Origin of the sequence: Nonomuraea sp. NPDC005730 (assembly GCF_040630865.1) — a bacterium.
Classification (GTDB): domain Bacteria; phylum Actinomycetota; class Actinomycetes; order Streptosporangiales; family Streptosporangiaceae; genus Nonomuraea.
Genome location: NZ_JBEXYK010000031.1, coordinates 1 through 18,004 on the forward strand (window position 1 = coordinate 1; position 18,004 = coordinate 18,004).

At 71.1% G+C, this 18,004-nt stretch carries 17 protein-coding genes; 11 read left to right on the forward strand and 6 right to left on the reverse strand.

From position 1 onward, the window contains the following. Positions 1 to 28: 28 nt before the first annotated feature. From ABZ444_RS29405 to ABZ444_RS29425, 5 genes are all read right to left on the reverse strand, one after another. On the reverse strand, positions 29 to 736 hold the full coding sequence (locus tag ABZ444_RS29405; protein ID WP_358003572.1) for a hypothetical protein: 708 nt from the start codon (positions 734 to 736) through the stop codon (positions 29 to 31). Next, positions 727 to 1,146 (reverse strand): peptidase inhibitor family I36 protein, encoded by a 420-nt coding sequence (locus ABZ444_RS29410; protein WP_358003575.1) that lies wholly within the window; start codon positions 1,144 to 1,146, stop codon positions 727 to 729. The genes ABZ444_RS29405 and ABZ444_RS29410 overlap by 10 nt, the downstream gene beginning before the upstream one ends. A 179-nt stretch (positions 1,147 to 1,325) precedes the next feature. Next, positions 1,326 to 2,096, reverse strand: a complete 771-nt coding sequence (locus ABZ444_RS29415) for a glucose 1-dehydrogenase (protein WP_358003578.1) — start codon at positions 2,094 to 2,096, stop codon at positions 1,326 to 1,328. Beyond that, complete coding sequence (locus ABZ444_RS29420) at positions 2,093 to 3,103, reverse strand: DUF4432 family protein (RefSeq protein ID WP_358003581.1); 1,011 nt, start codon at positions 3,101 to 3,103, stop codon at positions 2,093 to 2,095. Before ABZ444_RS29420 ends, ABZ444_RS29415 begins: the two co-directional genes overlap by 4 nt. Then, entirely contained in the window at positions 3,100 to 4,269 is a 1,170-nt protein-coding gene (locus ABZ444_RS29425) for a DUF4185 domain-containing protein (RefSeq protein WP_358003584.1), read from the reverse strand. The genes ABZ444_RS29420 and ABZ444_RS29425 overlap by 4 nt, the downstream gene beginning before the upstream one ends. A 128-nt stretch (positions 4,270 to 4,397) precedes the next feature. Between ABZ444_RS29425 and ABZ444_RS29430 the strand changes: the two genes are divergently transcribed. The 5 genes from ABZ444_RS29430 (at position 4,398) to ABZ444_RS29450 (ending at position 10,427) form a co-directional block, all read left to right on the forward strand. Next, complete coding sequence (locus tag ABZ444_RS29430; RefSeq protein ID WP_357975405.1) at positions 4,398 to 6,008, forward strand: ATP-binding cassette domain-containing protein; 1,611 nt, start codon at positions 4,398 to 4,400, stop codon at positions 6,006 to 6,008. A gap of 64 nt (positions 6,009 to 6,072) precedes the next feature. After that, the gene (locus ABZ444_RS29435) at positions 6,073 to 6,873 is read left to right on the forward strand and encodes a hypothetical protein (RefSeq protein WP_358003587.1); all 801 of its coding nucleotides are present in this window, start codon (positions 6,073 to 6,075) and stop codon (positions 6,871 to 6,873) included. A gap of 104 nt (positions 6,874 to 6,977) precedes the next feature. Continuing rightward, positions 6,978 to 8,447, forward strand: coding sequence for a hypothetical protein (locus ABZ444_RS29440; RefSeq protein ID WP_358003590.1), 1,470 nt, complete (start codon positions 6,978 to 6,980; stop codon positions 8,445 to 8,447). Positions 8,448 to 8,454: 7 nt separating this feature from the next. Continuing rightward, complete coding sequence (locus tag ABZ444_RS29445) at positions 8,455 to 9,237, forward strand: hypothetical protein (RefSeq protein ID WP_358003593.1); 783 nt, start codon at positions 8,455 to 8,457, stop codon at positions 9,235 to 9,237. Between the two features lie 68 nt (positions 9,238 to 9,305). After that, entirely contained in the window at positions 9,306 to 10,427 is a 1,122-nt protein-coding gene (locus ABZ444_RS29450; RefSeq protein ID WP_358003596.1) for a C40 family peptidase, read from the forward strand. A 3-nt stretch (positions 10,428 to 10,430) separates the two neighbouring features. Here the strand turns inward: ABZ444_RS29450 and ABZ444_RS29455 are convergent, their stop codons facing one another. Further along, positions 10,431 to 10,922, reverse strand: coding sequence for an inorganic diphosphatase (locus tag ABZ444_RS29455; protein ID WP_352318598.1), 492 nt, complete (start codon positions 10,920 to 10,922; stop codon positions 10,431 to 10,433). An 86-nt stretch (positions 10,923 to 11,008) separates the two neighbouring features. Here ABZ444_RS29455 and dacB point away from each other — a divergent pair, with 86 nt between their 5' ends. From dacB to folE, 6 genes are all read left to right on the forward strand, one after another. Beyond that, positions 11,009 to 12,424: a D-alanyl-D-alanine carboxypeptidase/D-alanyl-D-alanine-endopeptidase gene (gene dacB / locus ABZ444_RS29460; protein WP_358003598.1), complete on the forward strand. Its 1,416-nt coding sequence runs from the start codon at positions 11,009 to 11,011 to the stop codon at positions 12,422 to 12,424. Between the two features lie 47 nt (positions 12,425 to 12,471). Continuing rightward, positions 12,472 to 13,548 carry a zinc-dependent metalloprotease gene (locus tag ABZ444_RS29465; protein WP_352358545.1) on the forward strand — a complete coding sequence of 359 codons (1,077 nt, stop codon included), beginning with the start codon at positions 12,472 to 12,474 and terminating at the stop codon, positions 13,546 to 13,548. Positions 13,549 to 13,607: 59 nt separating this feature from the next. After that, the gene (gene tilS / locus ABZ444_RS29470; protein ID WP_358003602.1) at positions 13,608 to 14,612 is read left to right on the forward strand and encodes a tRNA lysidine(34) synthetase TilS; all 1,005 of its coding nucleotides are present in this window, start codon (positions 13,608 to 13,610) and stop codon (positions 14,610 to 14,612) included. A gap of 10 nt (positions 14,613 to 14,622) precedes the next feature. Continuing rightward, a complete protein-coding gene (hpt, locus tag ABZ444_RS29475; RefSeq protein ID WP_357702217.1) occupies positions 14,623 to 15,174 on the forward strand; it encodes a hypoxanthine phosphoribosyltransferase in 552 nt (183 codons plus the stop codon). A gap of 238 nt (positions 15,175 to 15,412) precedes the next feature. Further along, positions 15,413 to 17,407 (forward strand): ATP-dependent zinc metalloprotease FtsH, encoded by a 1,995-nt coding sequence (ftsH, locus tag ABZ444_RS29480; RefSeq protein ID WP_358003605.1) that lies wholly within the window; start codon positions 15,413 to 15,415, stop codon positions 17,405 to 17,407. Then, a complete protein-coding gene (gene folE / locus ABZ444_RS29485) occupies positions 17,404 to 17,982 on the forward strand; it encodes a GTP cyclohydrolase I FolE (RefSeq protein WP_352318609.1) in 579 nt (192 codons plus the stop codon). The genes ftsH and folE overlap by 4 nt, the downstream gene beginning before the upstream one ends. Positions 17,983 to 18,004 lie beyond the last annotated feature (22 nt).

Consider the following 18,004-nt stretch of genomic DNA (forward strand, 5'->3'; position numbering starts at 1 on the left):
CCTCCTACGACCCCGAGCGCACGCAGGCCTACGAGCAGGCCCGCGGCTCCTGGTTCCTGGGGGTGTCGGCGATCGCCGACTCCGGGTCCGGGTAGGGGTGTCCCGCCTGGGTCATGCACGACTGCCAGCGCCTGGTCGCCGCGGCCACGCCGCCGTGCTTGGCGGCCTGTTCCAGGGTGAGCGAGTCCTGCAGGCCCAGCCAGGGCCAGTCCGCCTGGCGGGTGCCGCCCTCCAGCTCCGCGGAGGCGCGGTCGAGGCAGCCGCGGTCGGCGGCGGTGCCGTACAGGCGGTGGCGGGTGTGCTTGGGCAGTTTGTTGACCCAGGAGCCGGTGGTGTCCGGGGACGGGGGCCTGGCCAGGTGGTAGCCGTACCGCTGGGCGGCCGAGGTGTCCACGACGCCGTAGCGGCGGGAGTTGCCCGGGTCGATCGCCGCCAGCTCGGCGGCGTCCTCCGCGGGTGGGGTGACGGTGAGGCCGCGGCGGCTCATGCACCGCGCGACCAGGTGGTTGTGGGCATTGCCCAGGACGGCCCGCTGCTCGGGAGTCGGCTTGTAGGCGTCGAACGGCAACACGAGCTGCGACACCGAGGTCACGCCCGCCGGGGGCCGTTCGCGTACGGGCTCGCCGGCGGCGCAGGCCGCGACGGACAGCAGCAGCGCGCCCGCGAGGAGGCCGCGACAGCCGGTTTCCGGCGGCCAAGCCCGGAAACCGGCACTCCCGTTATTTCTCAGCGGCACCAGATGTCGATCGAGCTGGTGCGGTTGTTGCCGATGGCGTTGTTCGACAGGTAACCGTCGTTGGAGTTGTGGGTGAAGGTGCTGTGGGCACCGGTGTAGTCGGCGTGCTGCCAGAGGGTGGCGCTGCAGCCGACCCGGTTCCTGACGGAGCTGGTCTCGTTGTCCATGCTGTGCCAGGTGTTGCTGAAGTCCCAGTTCAGCCAGTTGTTGTCGGCCAGGTCGGAGTCGTCGGCCGTGAAGTCGCGCCAGTGGTCGCTCTGGCCGCGGTTGTAGTCGAAACCGGCGTACAGGCAGACGCGGCCGCCGTAGCACGTCGAGCGTGGGCTGGCCGCCGCCGCGGCAGCCGGGACGACCACGGTGAACAGCGCGGCCGCGGCGATGAAGCCGACGGCCTTCTTGGTGAGCCTCACAGGTCTCTCCTAGATCGGTGAGTCGTTTCTGGAACCCGTACCAAGCGTGTGGTGAGGGGGCTCGGGACCCACCCTCTGAATACACGCAGAGAACTTGGTTACCAGGCTCACCACCTGGTACTTCGCCGCATTGACGCAACGATTGCCAGGATCGGGAGGCGACTGGGGACTTACTCGACCTAGTCGGGGAGCGCGGCCGGGTTCCGGGCCAGGAGGCCGCCGTCCACACGGTGCTCGGCCCCGGTGATGAACGACGAACGCGGCCCCGCCAGGAACGCCACCAGCTCGGCCACCTCCTCAGGACGGCCCACGCGGCCCAGCGGATGGGCCTTCCCCCACTGCTCGACCTGCTCCTCCTGCGACAGGTCGCCCCGCCACAGGTCGGCCGCCCAGCGCAGCATGGGGGTGTCCACCGAGCCGGGGCAGACCACGTTGACCCGGATGCCGTCGGCCGCGTGGTCGAGCGCCATGGCCCTGGTCAGGCCGTTCAGGGCGGCCTTGCTCGCGGTGTAGGCGGCCACCTGCGCCTGCGACGAGAACGCCTGCACCGACGACATGACCACGATCGAGCCGCCGCCGCGTTCCCTGAGCCTCGGCACGGCGGCCTTGCAGGTGAGGTAGACGCCCTTGAGGTTGACGTCCATGACCTCGTCCCACACCTCCTCCGGGGTGTCCTCCACCGTGCCGTACCGCTGGACGCCGGCGCAGGTGACGACGACGTCGAGGCCGCCGTACCTGGTCACGGCCAGGTCCACGAGGTCGCGCAGGTCGCCGGCCCGGCGCACGTCGGCGACGACGCCGGTGACGTGCTCGCTGTCGAGCGCCGCGGCCTCGTCCACGCCGCAGAACACCACGTTCGCGCCGCCGTCGGCCAGCCGGTCGACCACCGCCCGCCCGATGCCCATCGACCCGCCGGTGACCAGCGCCACCTTGCCGGAAAACTCACTCACGCCAGCACCTCCGCGCGCCATCTCGACACCTTGGTCTCCTGCGGTCCGAGCGACAGGGCGCTCCCGTTGGCCACGGCGGCGGCCAGACCGTCGGTCGGCATGCCGGCGAACGGTTCGAGCCCCAGCGTGCAGGCCCGCCCCCACCAGGGATAGCCGGTGGACGCGCCGAGCTCCTGCCACATCCACAGGTAGGGGAGGAGCGTCGCATCCCACTCCACCCGGATACCGATATCCCCTGAAATTTCGTACCAACCCTCCGGGAAACCCGTGAGGTAGACGATGTCGCTCGGCCCGCCCCGCTCCGGCACCACACTCAGGTCCGTCTCCCCGCCCCCGTCGGCGGGCACCACCGGCCACCGCCACGGGCCGCCGGCCCGCACCCGGCGCCCGGCCGGGCCGATCGGCGCCGCGTGCGGGATCACCCGCACGCCTTCGGGCAGCCGGATCCGCGCGCCCGCCCGCAGGAACGGCGCCCCGAAGACGATGTGCTGGCCCCACATCGCGTGCAGCGCGAGGTCCGCCTCGTTGGTCACCCGCCCCTCGACCTCCAGCGCGGCGGTCCCCGACCGGAGCCGGAACACCTTCTCCACCCGGTACGGCAGCCGCCGCGTCCGCACGGCGAGCCGCACCGCGACCTCCTCCGCGCAGTCGGCCACCACCTCGCACGACCACGGCAGCCCGGCGACCTCGCCGTGCTGGGCCAGGCGCGCGCCCCGGTACTCGCTCGGCGCGCCACCGTTGGGGAAGACCTCCTGCCAGCCGCCCTCGTAGTGGTCGACGAACTGGGCGACGTCGTCGGCCGCGCCGTGACGGTGGTCGCGCGGGTCGCGCAGGCCCTGCGGGGAGAGCCAGACGAAGTCGGTGTCGGTGGGTTTGTGGAGGAACTCCACCACGTCGCCGCCCTTGTCCGGCAGGACGGTCACGCGCAGCCGTTCGTTCTCCAGCGTGACCGCCCGCAGCCCGTCGAGGGTGAGGTGCCGAAGGCGCGCCGCCCAGTTGCGCCTCACCCGAACGTCACATCCAGGAACCTGGGCCGGTAGATGGACACGTCCCGGTAGTGGTCGGTGTTGACGAAGCTGTTGACGTTGTAGGAGACCACCAGGCCGTTCCCGGCGACGTCGGGATGGGCGTGGGCGTTGTAGGTGAAGACGTTCCCGCTGGTCTCGGGGGTGGTGTAGACGTGCTGCTTGCCGGTGAAGGGGCCGGTGGGCGAGCAGGAGGAGTAGGCCACGATGTTGGGGCTGAGCACCTCGGTGGTGTCATGCGTGATCAGGACATATCCGGATCCGACCCGGGTGACGCTGTACTCGTTCGCCACTCCGCCCATGATCCGGGCCGAGTCGGTCTCGTCCGGTGACCACGAGCCGTCGGCCGTGCGGAACTCCCACGTGCCCAGCAGGCTCTGGCCCCTTACCCGGGCGAGGTGCATGTACTTGGCCGAGCCGAGGTCCTCGACGCCGTACACGTAGGTGTAGCCGCCGTCCTTGAGCAGGCCGGAGGCCCAGGAGACGCCGTGGCCCGAGGGCAGGTCGTGCACGCTGATCGGCTGGTCGAGCCGGCCGGGCGCGAACCTGGCCACCACGTTGCGGTGCCAGCGCCAGTCCCACGCGCCGGAGCCGAACCGCTCGTACTCCTGGTAGGTGACCTCGACCAGGCCGCCCGCCAGCGTGGCGTCCCCGGCCCAGAACCAGTGCTTGTCGTCGCGCGGCGGCATCACGGCTTCGGGCTTCGCGGCCGTGCCGTCGTGGACGGTGGACAGCCGCCCGTTCCGCTCTACGGCGAAGGAGTTGTTCAGGAAGACGGTGCTGCCGCCCTCCTCGACGACGGGCGGCCGGGAGCCGTCGGCGTTGACCTGGCCGAGGAAGGTGTCGGAGAACACCCACAGCTCACGGCCGTTGGGCAGCCGGAGCGAGTAGGTGCCGTCGGCTCCCGTCCAGTCGTCCAGACGGCTGTTGTCGTTGCCGTACGAGGTGAACAGGCTGGTCAGCCGGGCGTCCACGGACGCGCCGCGCACGGTGGGCGCGCACGCCGAGACCGGCCCGGACGGTTCCCGCGTCACGGCGGCCGAGGGAGGCACGGGCTTGGGCGGCGCGGCCCACGCCTGCTGCGGGACGGCGACCAGGCCGAGCAAGGCGACGGCGAGGGGGACGAGGGAGGAGCGGAATCGCGTCATCACCGGTTCCTAGGGGCTGGGGGAGTCCCGTACAGTTCTAGTCATTAGATCACTTGCTGTCCAGGGCCCCCGGATCACCGGCCGAAAACCGGGTGCCGGTGGTCGAGCGCGGCCGGTAACCTGCCCGGATGGGCCACGTTGAAGTAGGACATCTGACGTACGTGCTGCCCGACGGCAGGCCCCTGCTCAACGACGTCTCCTTCCGGATCGGCGACGGTGTCAAGGCCGCGCTCGTCGGGCCCAACGGAGCGGGCAAGACCACGCTCATGCGCCTGGTCGCGGGCGACCTGGAGCCCGTCGAGGGCAGCGTGACCAGCTCCGGCGGGCTGGGCGTGATGCGGCAGTTCATCGGCAACGTGCGCGACGGGAGCAACGTCCGCGACCTGCTGCTCGGCGTCGCCCCGCCGGCCGTGCGGCAGGCGGCCGAGCGGCTCGACGCGGCCGAGCTGGTGATGATGGAGCGCGACGACGAGAAGGCGCAGATGCGCTACGCGCAGGCCATCAGCGACTACACCGACGCCGGCGGCTACGAGATCGAGGTGCTCTGGGACACCTGCACGGTCTCGGCCCTCGGCGTCCCGTTCGACCGGGTGAAGTACCGCGACGTGGCCACCCTGTCCGGCGGCGAGCAGAAGCGGCTCGTCCTGGAGGCGCTGCTGCGCGGCCCCGACCAGACCCTGCTGCTCGACGAGCCCGACAACTACCTCGACGTGCCCGGCAAGGAGTGGCTGGAGCAGCAGCTCCGCGAGACGTCCAAGACGGTGCTGCTGGTCAGCCACGACCGCCAGCTCCTCGCCAACGCCGCCGACCGCATCGTCACGGTCGAGTCGGGCAACATCTGGATCCACGGCGGCGGCTTCGCCGGTTACGCCGAGGCCCGCAAGGCCCGCAACGAGCGGCTCGACGAGCTGCGCAGGCGCTGGGACGAAGAGCACGCCAAGCTCAAGGCCCTGGTCAACATGCTGAAGAACAAGGCCAGGTACAACGACGGCATGGCCGCCCCCTACCACGCGGCCCAGACCCGGCTGCGCAGGTTCGTCGAGGCGGGCCCGCCCGAGCAGGCCCCCGCCGACCAGAACATCAAGATGCGCCTGCGCGGCGGCCGCACCGGCAAGCGCGCGGTCATCTGCGAGGGCCTTGAGCTGACCGGCCTGATGCGCCCGTTCGACCTGGAGATCTGGTACGGCGAGCGGGTCGCCGTCCTCGGCTCCAACGGCTCGGGCAAGTCCCACTTCCTGCGCCTGGTGGCCGGCGAGCCCGTCGCGCACACCGGCGTGGCCAGGCTCGGCGCCCGGGTCGTCCCGGGGCACTTCGCCCAGACCCACTCCAGGCCCGACCTGCTCGGCCGCACCCCGGTCGAGATCGTGATGAGCGAGCACGCCAAGCTCAAGAACGAGGCCATGAAGACGCTGGCCCGCTACGAGCTGGCCGGGCTGATCGCCGAGCAGCGGTTCGACACGCTGTCCGGAGGCCAGCAGGCGCGGCTGCAGATCCTGCTGCTGGAGCTGTCGGGCGCCACGCTGCTCCTGCTCGACGAGCCGACCGACAACCTCGACCTGGCCAGCGCCGAGGCGCTCCAGGTGGGCCTCGACGCGTTCGACGGCACGGTCATGGCGGTCACCCACGACCGCTGGTTCGCCGCCGACTTCGACCGTTTCCTGGTCTTCGGCTCCGACGGCACCGTCTATGAGTCGTCCGAGCCGGTGTGGGACGAGACGAGGGTCGTCCGGAGGCGTTAAAGAGTTGGTACGCCCGGCGCGTGTCATCTGCCAGCCGTGCCCATGCACGGGTTATCACGGCAAAGTGATCCCGCGTAGCCGAACCGTCAGCCTCCTCGCACTCGGGGCGATCTGCCTCGCCGGTTGTTCAAGTGAGGACCAGCCAGCCCAATCGCTCAAGCCGCTCGTTCTCAAGGAGCAGGTCTCGAACATCGCCAAGTCCACCGACGGTTACGCCGTCAACTGGGCGGGCGTGCTCAGCAACGCCAACCCGTGGCACTTCGGCGAGCACGTGGTGGCCACCATCGTGGGCCGCGACGCCGCCGGCACCGAGGTGGTGCGCATGGACCAGCCGCTCGACGCCGTGCCGCCGGGCGGCTCCCTGGCCTTCACCGGCCAGGCGTCCGCCGCCGAGAAGCCGGTGAAGGTGACCATCCAGTACCGTCCGGCGCAGTGGCGGTCCGCCGCGCGCATCCCGTCGTCGTTCCAGTCGTTCCCGATCACGCGCGTCCAGACAATGCGCCAAAAAGACGGCTCTTACCTTATTACCGGCTATGTCGGGAATCCGTATCAATTGCCGGCGAGCAGCCTGGTGGTGAACGCGTTGCTGCGTGACGCGGCGGGCAAACTGCTCGGCGGCGGCAGCACGTTCGTGGACGACGTGAAGGCCGGCAGCCCGCCCAGGTTCATCCTCACCGTGGCCGGACTGCCCAAGGGCAGCAAGGTCGTCAAGACCGACGTCACCGCCCGGACCTGGGGCTCGACCGGCCGTCCCTACGAGGACCTGGCGATGGGCGGCGCGCTCCCGGTGCACACGGTCAAGCCCACCTCCGAGCCCTTCGCGGTGGACCGTGGGAGCGAAGCCATGGGGCAGGTAAAGCAATAATCGGTATTAGTCCGAACAAATAGGTTGGGAAATTGGCGGGGTCGCGGTAGACAAGCGGCGGAACCGGTAGAACTACTAGTTACCGATCCATTACCTTCGGTCACATGAATGACCGCGTCCTGGTGGAGGCACTCCGCACCCGCGACCCGGGAGCCCTCGCCGCGCTCTACGACACGCACGCGGAGAGTGTCTACCGCTACTGCTGGTCCCTCCTCCTCGACATCGACAGCGCCCAGGTGGCCCTGCGCGACACGCTGATCGCCGCCGAGGCGCACGCGGGCGCGCTGTCCCAGCCCGACAGGTTCCGGGTCTGGCTGCTCGCCCTGGCCAGGCAGGAATGCCTGCGCCGCCGGATGGCCGCGCCGCCCGGCGCCGACGAGGCCCTGGCCGAGGCCCCGCCGCTCGACGACCCGGCCGACGCCGACCTGCGGCTCATGGCCTGGAACGCCGTCGTGAGCCTGCCCGTCGCCGACCGCGAGGTGCTGGAGCTGGCGACCAGGCACGCGCTGGACACCGCCGAGCTGTCCCAGGTGCTCGCGATCCCGCCGCGCCAGGTCGAGCAGGCCAGGGAGCAGGCGCGCGATCATCTCACCGACGCCGTCACCGCCGAGATCCTGGCGCGCAAGGGCCCCTACGACTGCCCGCGCCGGGCCCGGATCCTGGCCGGCTTCACCGGCGACCTCACCAGGGAGATGCGCGAGCACCTGGTCGGGCACGTCGCCCGCTGCGAGGTCTGCGCCCCCCACCGCGCCCGCCAGGCCTCGGCCGCCAAGGTCTTCGGCCTGCTGCCCGCCGCCGCGCTCCCCGAGGCGCTGCGCATCAGGGTCATGAGCTGCTTCGCCGACCCCGAACTGCTGCCCTACCGCCGCTACGTCGCCCGGCGCACGGCCTCCCTGGACGCCGCCGGATTTCCCGTTCCCACGCAGACGGCGGCTCGAAGGTGGCCTCAGGCGGTGGCGGGCGCGCTGGCGGCGGTCGCGACCGTGGTGGCGATAGCAGTGATCTTCAACCAGTTCGGCAAGGACAACGGCGGTCTCGCCGGGGTGGCGACGGCCGCGTTCCCCGCCACCGGCGAGCCGCCCGGCATCAGACTGCCCTGGCAACCCGACCCGCAGGACGCCCAGTTGACCGTAGAGCCCATCCTCGACAGCGCCGCTCCCGAGCCGTTCGGCATGCTCGGCTCGACGACGCCGGTGCCGCTGGCCGTGCTGCTGCCCACGTACGCGACCGCGCCGCCCGCCGAGTCCGCGCCCGGCGAGCCGCAGCCGACGCCCGACGGCCCGCCGCAGGTCGAACCGCCGGGCGAGAACCCCGGCGACCCGACGTACGGCCAGCCCGGTCAGCCCGGCCGCACCGGCCGTCCGGGTCACCCGCCGCACGGTGAGCCGGGTCACCCGCCGCACGGCGACCCGGGCACGCGCCCGCCCACCCGGACCCCGCCGGTGCCGACCCCCACCCCCGCCCCGACGCCCACCGAGACGCCCGTGCCCACCACCACGCCCTCGGAGACGGCCACGCCCGCCCCCACGCACACCCCCACCGAGCAGCCCGTCACCCCCGTCGAGAGCGGCTGAGCACGCCATGGAGGCGTGGGAGCCGCACCACGACCGGCACCCCGAGCGGGCCGTGGAGGTTCCGGAGCCGCGCCGGGACCCGCGCGCCGAGGGGGCCGTGGAGGTTCCGGAGCCGCGGCGGGACCCGCGCGCCGTGGAGGCGTTCCAGGTGCGTCAGGATGCGCACCTGGGGCGCCGGGTCTGCCCGCTGCCCGTCCCGGGGCGGGTGGCCGAGCTGGTGCCGAGGGGTCACCGCGTCGACTGGCCGACCTGGCTCGACCGCGGCCCCCGCATGCTGCGCCACGTGCTCGACCTGTGCCGCCTGCGCACCGCGCGCGGTCTGGCGGTGCTGTCCTGGCTGGCCGGCGGCCCGCAACCGGACGAGCTCGACTGGTTGTGGGACGCCCGCCGCCTGACCGGCCCCCGCCAGGAACGCATGTACGGCGCCGCCGCCGACGTCCCCGAGCCCGTGCTCGGGCTGGTGACGGCCAACTGGACCTGGGTGCTCGACACCTGCCACGGCGGCCGGGTCACCGCCCCCTACCTGGCGGGCACCGCCTACCCGGGCGACGGTCACGCCGCCGCCGACGCCGCGATGACCCTCTTCCAGACCTACGACCGCCACCCGGAGGCCAGACCGGCCATCGCGGCGGCGTGGGCCGCGGCCCGCGTGACCGCCGACTGGTGCAAGGCCGCCGAGCTGCACGCCGCGTACGGCGTCCAGACCCCCGTCTTCACCTACCCGCGGGCCGCCCGGCCGGTGGTCATCGGGATCCGTCCTTGGATAGAACGGCTCTTCCGCCTGCGGTGATGACGTTACGTGCAGGAAAGCGGTGGGAACTGTGTGCATAGAGTAACCATCTGTTTCCGGGGGGACCTATGCGCGTATTTCGGGCTGGGCTCCTGGCGTGCGTCCTGCTGGCCGCTCTGTGCCCGCTCACTTCGGGCCCGCCGGTGCTGGCCGACCCCATGCCGTCGGCCAAGGACGTGAAGAAGGCGCGCGAGGCCGCCCGCGTCCGCTCGAAAGAGCTGGGGGTGGCCAGCGCCGGGCTGGCCGCGGCCCAGTCCAGGCTCGACGAGCTGGCGGCGGCCGTGGAACGGCAGGTGGAGGCGTACAACGGCGAGCTGGTCCGGGCCCGGCAGGCCGAGCAGTCGTACGCACAGGCCCAGGCGCGTCAGGCGGCGGCCGACGCCGAGGCCGAGCGCGCCCGGCAGGCCGTCGCGCTGCTCGCGGCGCAGAGCTACGGCGGGATGACGGCGATGGACCCGATCGTCGGCATGCTCATCGACGAGGGCGGCGTCGACGGCTTCCTGCACCGGGCGAGCGTGCTCGGCCAGCTCGGCGACGAGCGGGCCCAGATCCTGCGCAGGATGAGCGACGCCCAGGAGGTCGCCGCCATCCTCCGGACGCAGGCGCGGAACGCCTACGACGCCCGGCAGGCCGCCTCGGAGCGCGCCCGGCGGGCGAAGCTGGCCGCGGAGGCGGCCGTGGCCCGGCAGCGTCGCGAGACGCGCACCCTCCGGGTGGAGCGGCGGCAGCTCCAGCACCGGGTGAACGCCGCCCGCAGCCACGCCGAGCTGCTGGCCAGACGGCGGACCCTGGCCCTGTCGGTGGCCGGCCTGGCGGCGGGGTCGGCGGGCGGCAACCTGGCCGCCAACTGGGCGCTGACCCAGCTCGGCAAGCCGTACGTGTGGGCCGCCGCGGGCCCCGACACCTACGACTGCTCCGGCCTGGTCATGCGCGCCTGGGAACAGGTGGGCGTGCGCCTGGACCACTGGACCGGAACCCAGTGGACCTCCGGCCCGCACGTGCCGCTGGACCAGCTCCGCCGCGGCGACCTGCTGTTCTTCGGCCGCATCACCGACGACCCCGGCACGATCCACCACGTGGGCATCTACGTCGGCCAGGGCCAGATGGTGCACGCCCCCCAGACCGGCGACGTGGTGCGGGTCGCCCCGATCTGGAGAGGGGACCTGGTGGGCGCCACCAGGCCCCGGTGAGGATCAGTGGTGACCCGCGTCCTTGGCCCGGTGGAACGAGCGCTCGATCTCGGCCTCGGCCTCGATGCGCCCGACCCAGTTGGCGCCCTCGACGGACTTGCCGGGCTCAAGGTCCTTGTAGACCTCGAAGAAGTGCTGGATCTCCAGCCGGTCGAACTCCGACACGTGGTGGATGTCCTGGATGTGGTGCATCCGGGGGTCGGTCGAGGGCACGCACAGGACCTTGTCGTCGCCGCCCTTCTCGTCGGTCATCCGGAACATGCCGACCGCGCGGCAGGTGATGTAGCACCCCGGGAACGTCGGCTCCTGGAGCAGCACCAGCGCGTCGAGCGGGTCACCGTCCTCGCCGAGGGTGTTCTCGATGAAGCCGTAGTCGGCGGGGTACTGCGTGGAGGTGAACAGGAGCCGGTCAAGCCTGATCTTTCCGGTCTCGTGGTCCACTTCGTACTTGTTCCGTTGCCCCTTGGGAATCTCAACGACAACGTCGAACTCCACCGCGGTTCCTCCGCTCAAGGCCCCCGGGAAGTCCCGGCTGGGCGTTAATGTCTCGTAGGCGAACACCAGGAGAGAGGTCAGGCGACGTGGCGCGGCACGAGCGTTCGATGATGCTGGCCACTCTCGCCGTGCTCCAGATCGTCACGATCGTCATCGGCGTCTACGCCATGACCAGCGACTTCAACCTGAGCGCGCTGACGAGGCAGCCGTCACCGATCGGGCCGACGGCGTCTCCCCGGGGAATCCCCCCCGCCCCCGTGGTCACCTCGGGGCCTGTGCTGGCCCAGCTTTCGGCGACGTCAGGAGACGGACCTCTCCCGACTAAGAGTACTTTGACCCGCCAGCTCACCGACGCGCTGGGTGACAAAGCACTCGGCGGCCGGGTGGGCGCGGTCGTGCTCGACGCCGCCACCGGCGGCCGGATCTTCGCCTCCAACCCCGACACTGGCATCACCCCGGCCTCCACGAACAAGATCGTCACAACCACGGCGGCGCTCGCCTCGCTGGGCCCCGACACCCGCTTCTCCACCCGCGTCGTCCAGGGCCGCGCGCCCGGCGCGATCGTCCTGGTGGGCGGCGGCGACCCGCTGCTCGCCGGGCCGTCGGCCAGGCCCGGCTACCCCAGGCAGGCCTCGCTCGCCACCCTGGCCTCCAGGACCGCCGCCGCGCTGAAGGCCAAGGGCGTCAGGAAGGTCACGCTCTCCTACGACGACAGCCTGTTCACCGGGCCGGCCATCGCGCCCGGCTGGAAGCCCAACTACGTGCCCGACGGCGAGGCGGCCCCCGTCCACGCCCTGGCCATGGACGAGGGACGCCAGCGGCCCGGCGCCCGGCCCCGCGTGTCCGACCCGGCCGCGACCGCCGCAGCCGCCTTCGCCCGCCTGCTGCCCAGGTACGGCGTCACCGTCTCCAAGGACATCCGCCAGGAACGGGCCGCGGCGGGCGCCGCCGAGCTGGGCAAGGTCGACTCCGCCCCCTTGTACGCCCTGGTCGAGCACACCCTGACCCACAGCGACAACGACATGGCCGAGGCCCTGGCCAGGCACGTCGCCATCAAGGAGGGCAAGGAGGCGTCGTACGCCGGGGCCGCCGAGGCGGTGATCGGGGTCATGCGGCGGCTCGGCGTGACCAAGGGCGTCAGCGTCGCCGACGGCAGCGGCCTGTCCATCCGCAACCGGGTCAGCGCCGACGCCATGGCCAGGATCATCGCCATCGCCGGCTCGGCCGGGCATCCCGAGCTGCGGGCCGTCGACTCGGGCATGCCGATCGCCGGCTTCTCCGGCACGCTGGGCAACGGCAGGCGCTTCACCCGCGCCGACAGCAAGGGCCAGGTCGGCCTCGTACGAGCCAAGACCGGCACGCTCAACAACGTCAACACCCTGGCCGGCCTGGCCACCACCAAAGACGGCCGGCTGGTCACCTTCGCCTTCCTGGCCGACGACGTGCCGGTGAACGCCGAGCCCGTGCTCGACAAGCTCGCCGCGATCGTCGCGCGATCCTGACCGCCGCTTCTTCGCAGGCGTGACGAGAACAACGTACGGTGGACGTCATGCAGGTGATCGACTGGGATCTGGCCGTCACGACCGGCACGCGCCTGGTGCGCCCCGGTCCTCAGGTGAGCAAGGAGGAGGCCAGGCAGGCCGTCGCCGAGCTCCGCACGCTGTCACGTGAGGCCGAGGGCCACGTGCGCGAGTTCACGAAGATCCACACCGAGACCGCGCCGCAGCCCGCGACCATCGTCGACCGGCCGGGCTGGATCAAGGCCAACGTCGAGGGCTTCCGCGTGGTCCTCGAACCGCTGACCCAGCGCATGGGCGGCGGAGACAACCCGCCGCCCGCCATCGTCACCGCGGTGGGCTCGCGCATCACCGGCGTCGAGGTCGGGGCCGTCCTCGCCTTCCTCGCCTCCCGGGTGCTCGGCCAGTACGAGCTGTTCCTGCCGCCCGACCCGACCGGCCAGGAGGCGACCGGCCGCCTGACGCTCGTGGCGCCCAACATCGTCCACGCCGAGCGCGAGATGAACGTCGTGCCCCGCGACTTCCGCCTGTGGGTGTGCCTCCACGAGGAGACCCACCGCGTGCAGTTCACCGGCGTGACCTGGCTGCGCGAGTACGTCAGGTCGCAGATGACCGAGTTCCTCCTCGCCTCCGACCTCGACCTCCCCACGCTCCTCGACCGCCTGCGCAACGCCGCCGACACGGTGGCCGACGTGGTCAGGGGCGGCGAGGGCAACCTGATCGACGCCATCCAGTCGCCCGCCCAGAAGGAGATCCTCGACCGCCTGACGGCCGTGATGACCCTGGTGGAGGGCCATGGCGACTTCGTCATGGACGCCGTGGGCCCCTCGGTGGTCCCGTCGGTCTCGGAGATCCGCGCCAAGTTCGCCCAGCGCCGCGAGGGCGGCTCCCGGCTCGACCGCACGGTGCGGCGCCTGCTGGGCATCGAGGTCAAGATGAAGCAGTACGCCGAGGGCTCCGCGTTCGTCCGCAAGGTGGTCGACCGGGTCGGCATGGACGGCTTCAACAAGGTCTGGACCTCCCCGGAGACCCTGCCCACGACCCCCGAGATCGCCGACCCCGACGCCTGGATCCACCGCGTCATCGGCACCCCTGCCCTGCCCGCCTGACCTTCCCGTCCCGAGGAACCCGGGCGCGTGGCGTGCGGCCGGTTCCGGCGGCCGGGACAATGGCTCCTGTGGGTCCCCGTCCAGCCGTCGCCGACGTGCGCCGGGCCGTCCGCGAGGCGCTGACCGACCTCGCCGGCACCGGCGCGCTGGTGCTGGCCGCGTGCAGCGGCGGCGCCGACTCGCTGGCCCTGGCCGCGGCGCTGGCCTTCGTCGCCCCCCGCGCCGGCCTGCGCGCGGGCCTGGTCACGGTGGACCACCAGCTCCAGCCGGGCTCGGCCGACCGCGCCCGGCAGGTCGCCGGCATCGCCGCCGGCCTCGGCCTGGCCCCGGCCGAGGTGCTCACCGTCACCGTCGGCACCGACGGCGGTCCCGAGGCCGCCGCCCGCGAGGCCAGGTACACCGCGCTGGCCGAGGCGGCCGACCGCCTGCGGGCCGCCGCCGTCCTGCTCGGCCACACCCGCGACGACCAGGCCGAGACCGTCCTGCTGGGCCTGGCCAGGGGGAGCGGGCTGCGCTCGATCTCCGGCATGGCCGCCCGTGCGGGCCGCTACCGCCGGCCCTTCCTCGACCTGTCCCGGGCCACGACGGTCGCCGCCTGCGCGGCCATGTCCCTCGTCCCCTGGGACGACCCGCACAACGACGACCCGCGCTACACCCGCGTCCGCGTCAGGAAGCGGATCCTGCCGATGCTCGACGAGGAACTCGGCCCGGGGGTGACCGAGGCGCTCGCGCGAACCGCCGGAATGGCGCGGGAGGACGCCGACGCCCTCGACCAGTGGGCCGAATCGGCGTTCCCGAATTGCGCTCTTAGCGATATCGGAGAGTCCGTCATCCTCTCCGTACCCGAGTTGGAGAAACTGCCCGACGCGGTGCGCCGCAGGGTGCTGCGGCGCGCGGCCATCGCGGCGGGCACGCCGTCCGGCGCGCTTTCCGCCACCCACGTGCTGGCGGTCGATCGGCTGGTCACCCAATGGCACGGGCAGAAGGCGGTGGATCTACCCGGAGGTCTGTCCGCAGTTCGGCGGTATGGCACCCTGATACTCGCCATCAGTCCCATCGTTTAAGGAACCACAGGTGGACGCTGCCGACATGGGCAAAGACCTCGAGAAGGTCCTCATCCCCGAGGACGATCTCCAGGCCAAGATCAAAGAGCTTGCCGGGCGCATCGACGAGGACTACGCGGGCAAGGACGTCCTGCTCGTGGGCGTGCTGAAGGGCGCGGTCATGGTGATGGCCGACCTGGCCAGAGCCCTGCACGTGCCGGTGCAGATGGACTGGATGGCGGTGTCGTCCTACGGCGCGGGCACCAAGTCCTCCGGCGTCGTGCGGGTGCTGAAGGACCTCGACACCGACATCTTGAACCGCCACGTCCTGATCGTCGAGGACATCATCGACTCGGGCCTGACCCTCCACTGGCTGCTGGAAAACCTGAAGTCGCGCAATCCGGCGTCGTTGGAGATCTGCGCCGCGCTGCGCAAGCCCGACGCGGTGAAGGTGCCGATGGACGTGAAATACGTCGGCTTCGACATTCCCAACGAGTTCGTCATCGGCTACGGGCTCGACTACGCGGAGCGCTACCGCAATTTGCCGTTCATCGGAACGCTCGCGCCGCACGTTTATAAGTAGTAATCCCGGCCATGGCCGGGAACATCGCGCAACGTGACGTACGTTGATAGGGCAAGACCGGTGTAGCGGGCGGGTCCCTCCGTGCGCCATGCCGGTGTACCTTCAGACTCCGGAAGGGTGACCGCAAGTCCCCTTCGGGTAGTCAGAAGTCGCGGTGTCGGATGCCGCGGCCCCGGGCCAGCCCGGGGTTCCAGGCCATGGTCAGGAAGGGACGGGCCCGCAAGGGGTTCCGCATCGGATGGATCTCAAGCGATTTACACGTGGGCCACTGCTGTGGATCCTGGGCATCGTCGTGCTGCTCCTGCTCGTCACCCAGCTCTGGAGCGGCGGGGGCAATTTCAAGCAGGCCGACACGTCCACGGTCCTCCAGCAGATTCGCGCCGGCAATTTCACCAGCGCCAAGGTCGTCGACAAGGACAATCGGGTCGAGCTCACCCTCATCAAGCCGATCGTCGTGCGGCCGGGTGACGCCCCGGCGAAGCTGATCCAGGCCAACTGGGTCAGCGGCTACGGCGCGAAGCTGACCGACGAGCTGCAGGCCCAGGTCGACGCCAACAAGACGAAGAGCTTCACCACCGAGGTGCCCCAGGAGAACTTCCTGCTCAGCATCCTGGTGAGCTTCCTGCCGATCGTCATCATCGTGCTGATCTTCCTGTTCATCATGAACCAGATGCAGGGCGGCGGCTCCCGGGTGATGAACTTCGGCAAGTCGAAGGCCAAGCTCATCACCAAAGACACCCCCAAGACCACGTTCGCCGACGTCGCGGGCGCCGACGAGGCCATCGAGGAGCTCCAGGAGATCAAGGAGTTCCTGCAGGCCCCGGCCAAGTTCCAGGCGATCGGCGCGAAGATCCCCAAGGGCGTGCTGCTCTACGGCCCGCCCGGCACCGGCAAGACCCTGCTGGCCCGCGCGGTCGCGGGCGAGGCGGGCGTGCCCTTCTACTCGATCTCCGGCTCCGACTTCGTCGAGATGTTCGTCGGCGTCGGCGCCTCCCGCGTGCGCGACCTGTTCGAGCAGGCCAAGGCCAACGCTCCCGCGATCATCTTCATCGACGAGATCGACGCCGTCGGCCGCCACCGCGGCGCCGGCCTGGGCGGCGGTCACGACGAGCGCGAGCAGACCCTCAACCAGCTGCTCGTCGAGATGGACGGCTTCGACGTCAAGGGCGGCGTGATCCTCATCGCCGCGACCAACCGGCCCGACATCCTCGACCCGGCGCTGCTGCGTCCGGGCCGGTTCGACCGGCAGGTCACGGTCGACCGTCCCGACCTGGAGGGCCGCAAGGGCATCCTCAAGGTCCACGGTCGCGGCAAGCCGTTCGCGCCCGACGTCGACCTCGACGTCATCGCGCGCCGCACCCCCGGGTTCACCGGCGCCGACCTGGCCAACGTGATCAACGAGGCGGCCCTGCTCACCGCGCGGGCCGACCAGAAGCTGATCACGATGGAGGTCCTCGAGGAGTCGATCGACCGTGTCATGGCAGGGCCCGAGCGCAAGTCGCGGGTCATGTCCAACAAGGAGAAGAAGATGATCGCCTACCACGAAGGCGGTCACGCGTTGGTGGCGCACGCGCTGCCCAACTCCGACCCGGTCCACAAGATCACCATCCTGTCCCGCGGTCGCGCGCTCGGTTACACGATGACGCTGCCCATGGAGGACAAGTTCCTGGCCACCAGGTCCGAGATGATGGACCAGCTCGCGATGCTGCTCGGCGGCCGCGCGGCGGAGGAGCTCGTCTTCCACGAGCCCACCACCGGCGCCTCCAACGACATCGAGAAGGCCACGGCGGTCGCCCGCCGCATGGTGACCGAGTACGGCATGAGCGAGCAGCTCGGCGCCCGTAAGTTCGGCACCGGCCAGGCCGAGGTCTTCCTCGGCCGCGAGATGGGCCACGAGCGCGACTACTCCGAGAAGATCGCCTCCTCCATCGACGAGGAGGTCCGCCGGATGATCGAGACGGCGCACGACCAGGCCTGGGACATCCTGGTCGAATACCGCGACGTGCTCGACAACCTGGTGCTGGAGCTCATGGAGAAGGAGACCCTCTCCCGCGAGCAGGTCCTGCAGATCTTCGCCCCGGTGGTCGTCAAGGAGCACCGGCCCTCCTACGCGGGCTACGGCAAGCGGCTGCCCTCCGACCGCCCGCCGATCCTGACCCCGAAGGAGCAGTCGGCCAACGGCTCGCTCACCTCCGGCCACCAGGACGCCTTCCAGTCCGGAGACAGTGCGTGACCCAGCACGAGGTGGACCTGGGGCGGATCGAGAAGGCCGTACGCGAGATCCTCTACGGCATCGGCGAGGATCCCGACCGCGACGGCCTGCTCGAGACGCCCGCCAGGGTCGCCCGCGCGATGGCCGAGCAGTTCTCCGGGCTCGGCCAGACCCCCGAGGACGTGCTCAACAAGGTCTTCGACGTCGACCACGACGAGATGGTGCTGGTCAGGGACATCGAGGTCTACTCGACCTGCGAGCACCATCTGGTCCCGTTCCACGGCGTGGCCCACGTGGGCTACATCCCCAACGAGCGTGGCCAGGTGACCGGGCTGTCGAAGCTGGCCCGGCTGGTCGACGTCTTCGCCCGCCGTCCGCAGGTGCAGGAGCGCATGACGTCGCAGATCGCCGACGCTCTCATGCGGGTGCTGGAGCCGCGCGGGGTCATCGTGGTGGTCGAGGCCGAACACCTGTGCATGACGATGCGCGGCGTGCGCAAGCCGGGGGCCAAGACGGTCACGTCGGCGGTCCGCGGCGACTTCCGTACCAGCGACAAGACCCGCTCCGAGGCGATGGCGCTGATTCTCGGCAGGTGACGATCGTTATCCACAACTGGGG

Excerpts from the sequence above, each read along its gene's own strand:
- ABZ444_RS29425 (WP_358003584.1), bottom strand. The coding sequence starts at position 4,269 with ATGACGCGATTCCGCTCCTCCCTCGTCCCCCTCGCCGTCGCCTTGCTC.
- ABZ444_RS29430 (WP_357975405.1), top strand. The coding sequence starts at position 4,398 with ATGGGCCACGTTGAAGTAGGACATCTGACGTACGTGCTGCCCGACGGC.
- ABZ444_RS29440 (WP_358003590.1), top strand. The coding sequence starts at position 6,978 with ATGAATGACCGCGTCCTGGTGGAGGCACTCCGCACCCGCGACCCGGGA.
- ABZ444_RS29445 (WP_358003593.1), top strand. The coding sequence starts at position 8,455 with ATGGAGGCGTGGGAGCCGCACCACGACCGGCACCCCGAGCGGGCCGTG.
- ABZ444_RS29450 (WP_358003596.1), top strand. The coding sequence starts at position 9,306 with ATGCGCGTATTTCGGGCTGGGCTCCTGGCGTGCGTCCTGCTGGCCGCT.
- ABZ444_RS29465 (WP_352358545.1), top strand. The coding sequence starts at position 12,472 with ATGCAGGTGATCGACTGGGATCTGGCCGTCACGACCGGCACGCGCCTG.
- tilS (WP_358003602.1), top strand. The coding sequence starts at position 13,608 with ATGGCTCCTGTGGGTCCCCGTCCAGCCGTCGCCGACGTGCGCCGGGCC.
- ftsH (WP_358003605.1), top strand. The coding sequence starts at position 15,413 with ATGGATCTCAAGCGATTTACACGTGGGCCACTGCTGTGGATCCTGGGC.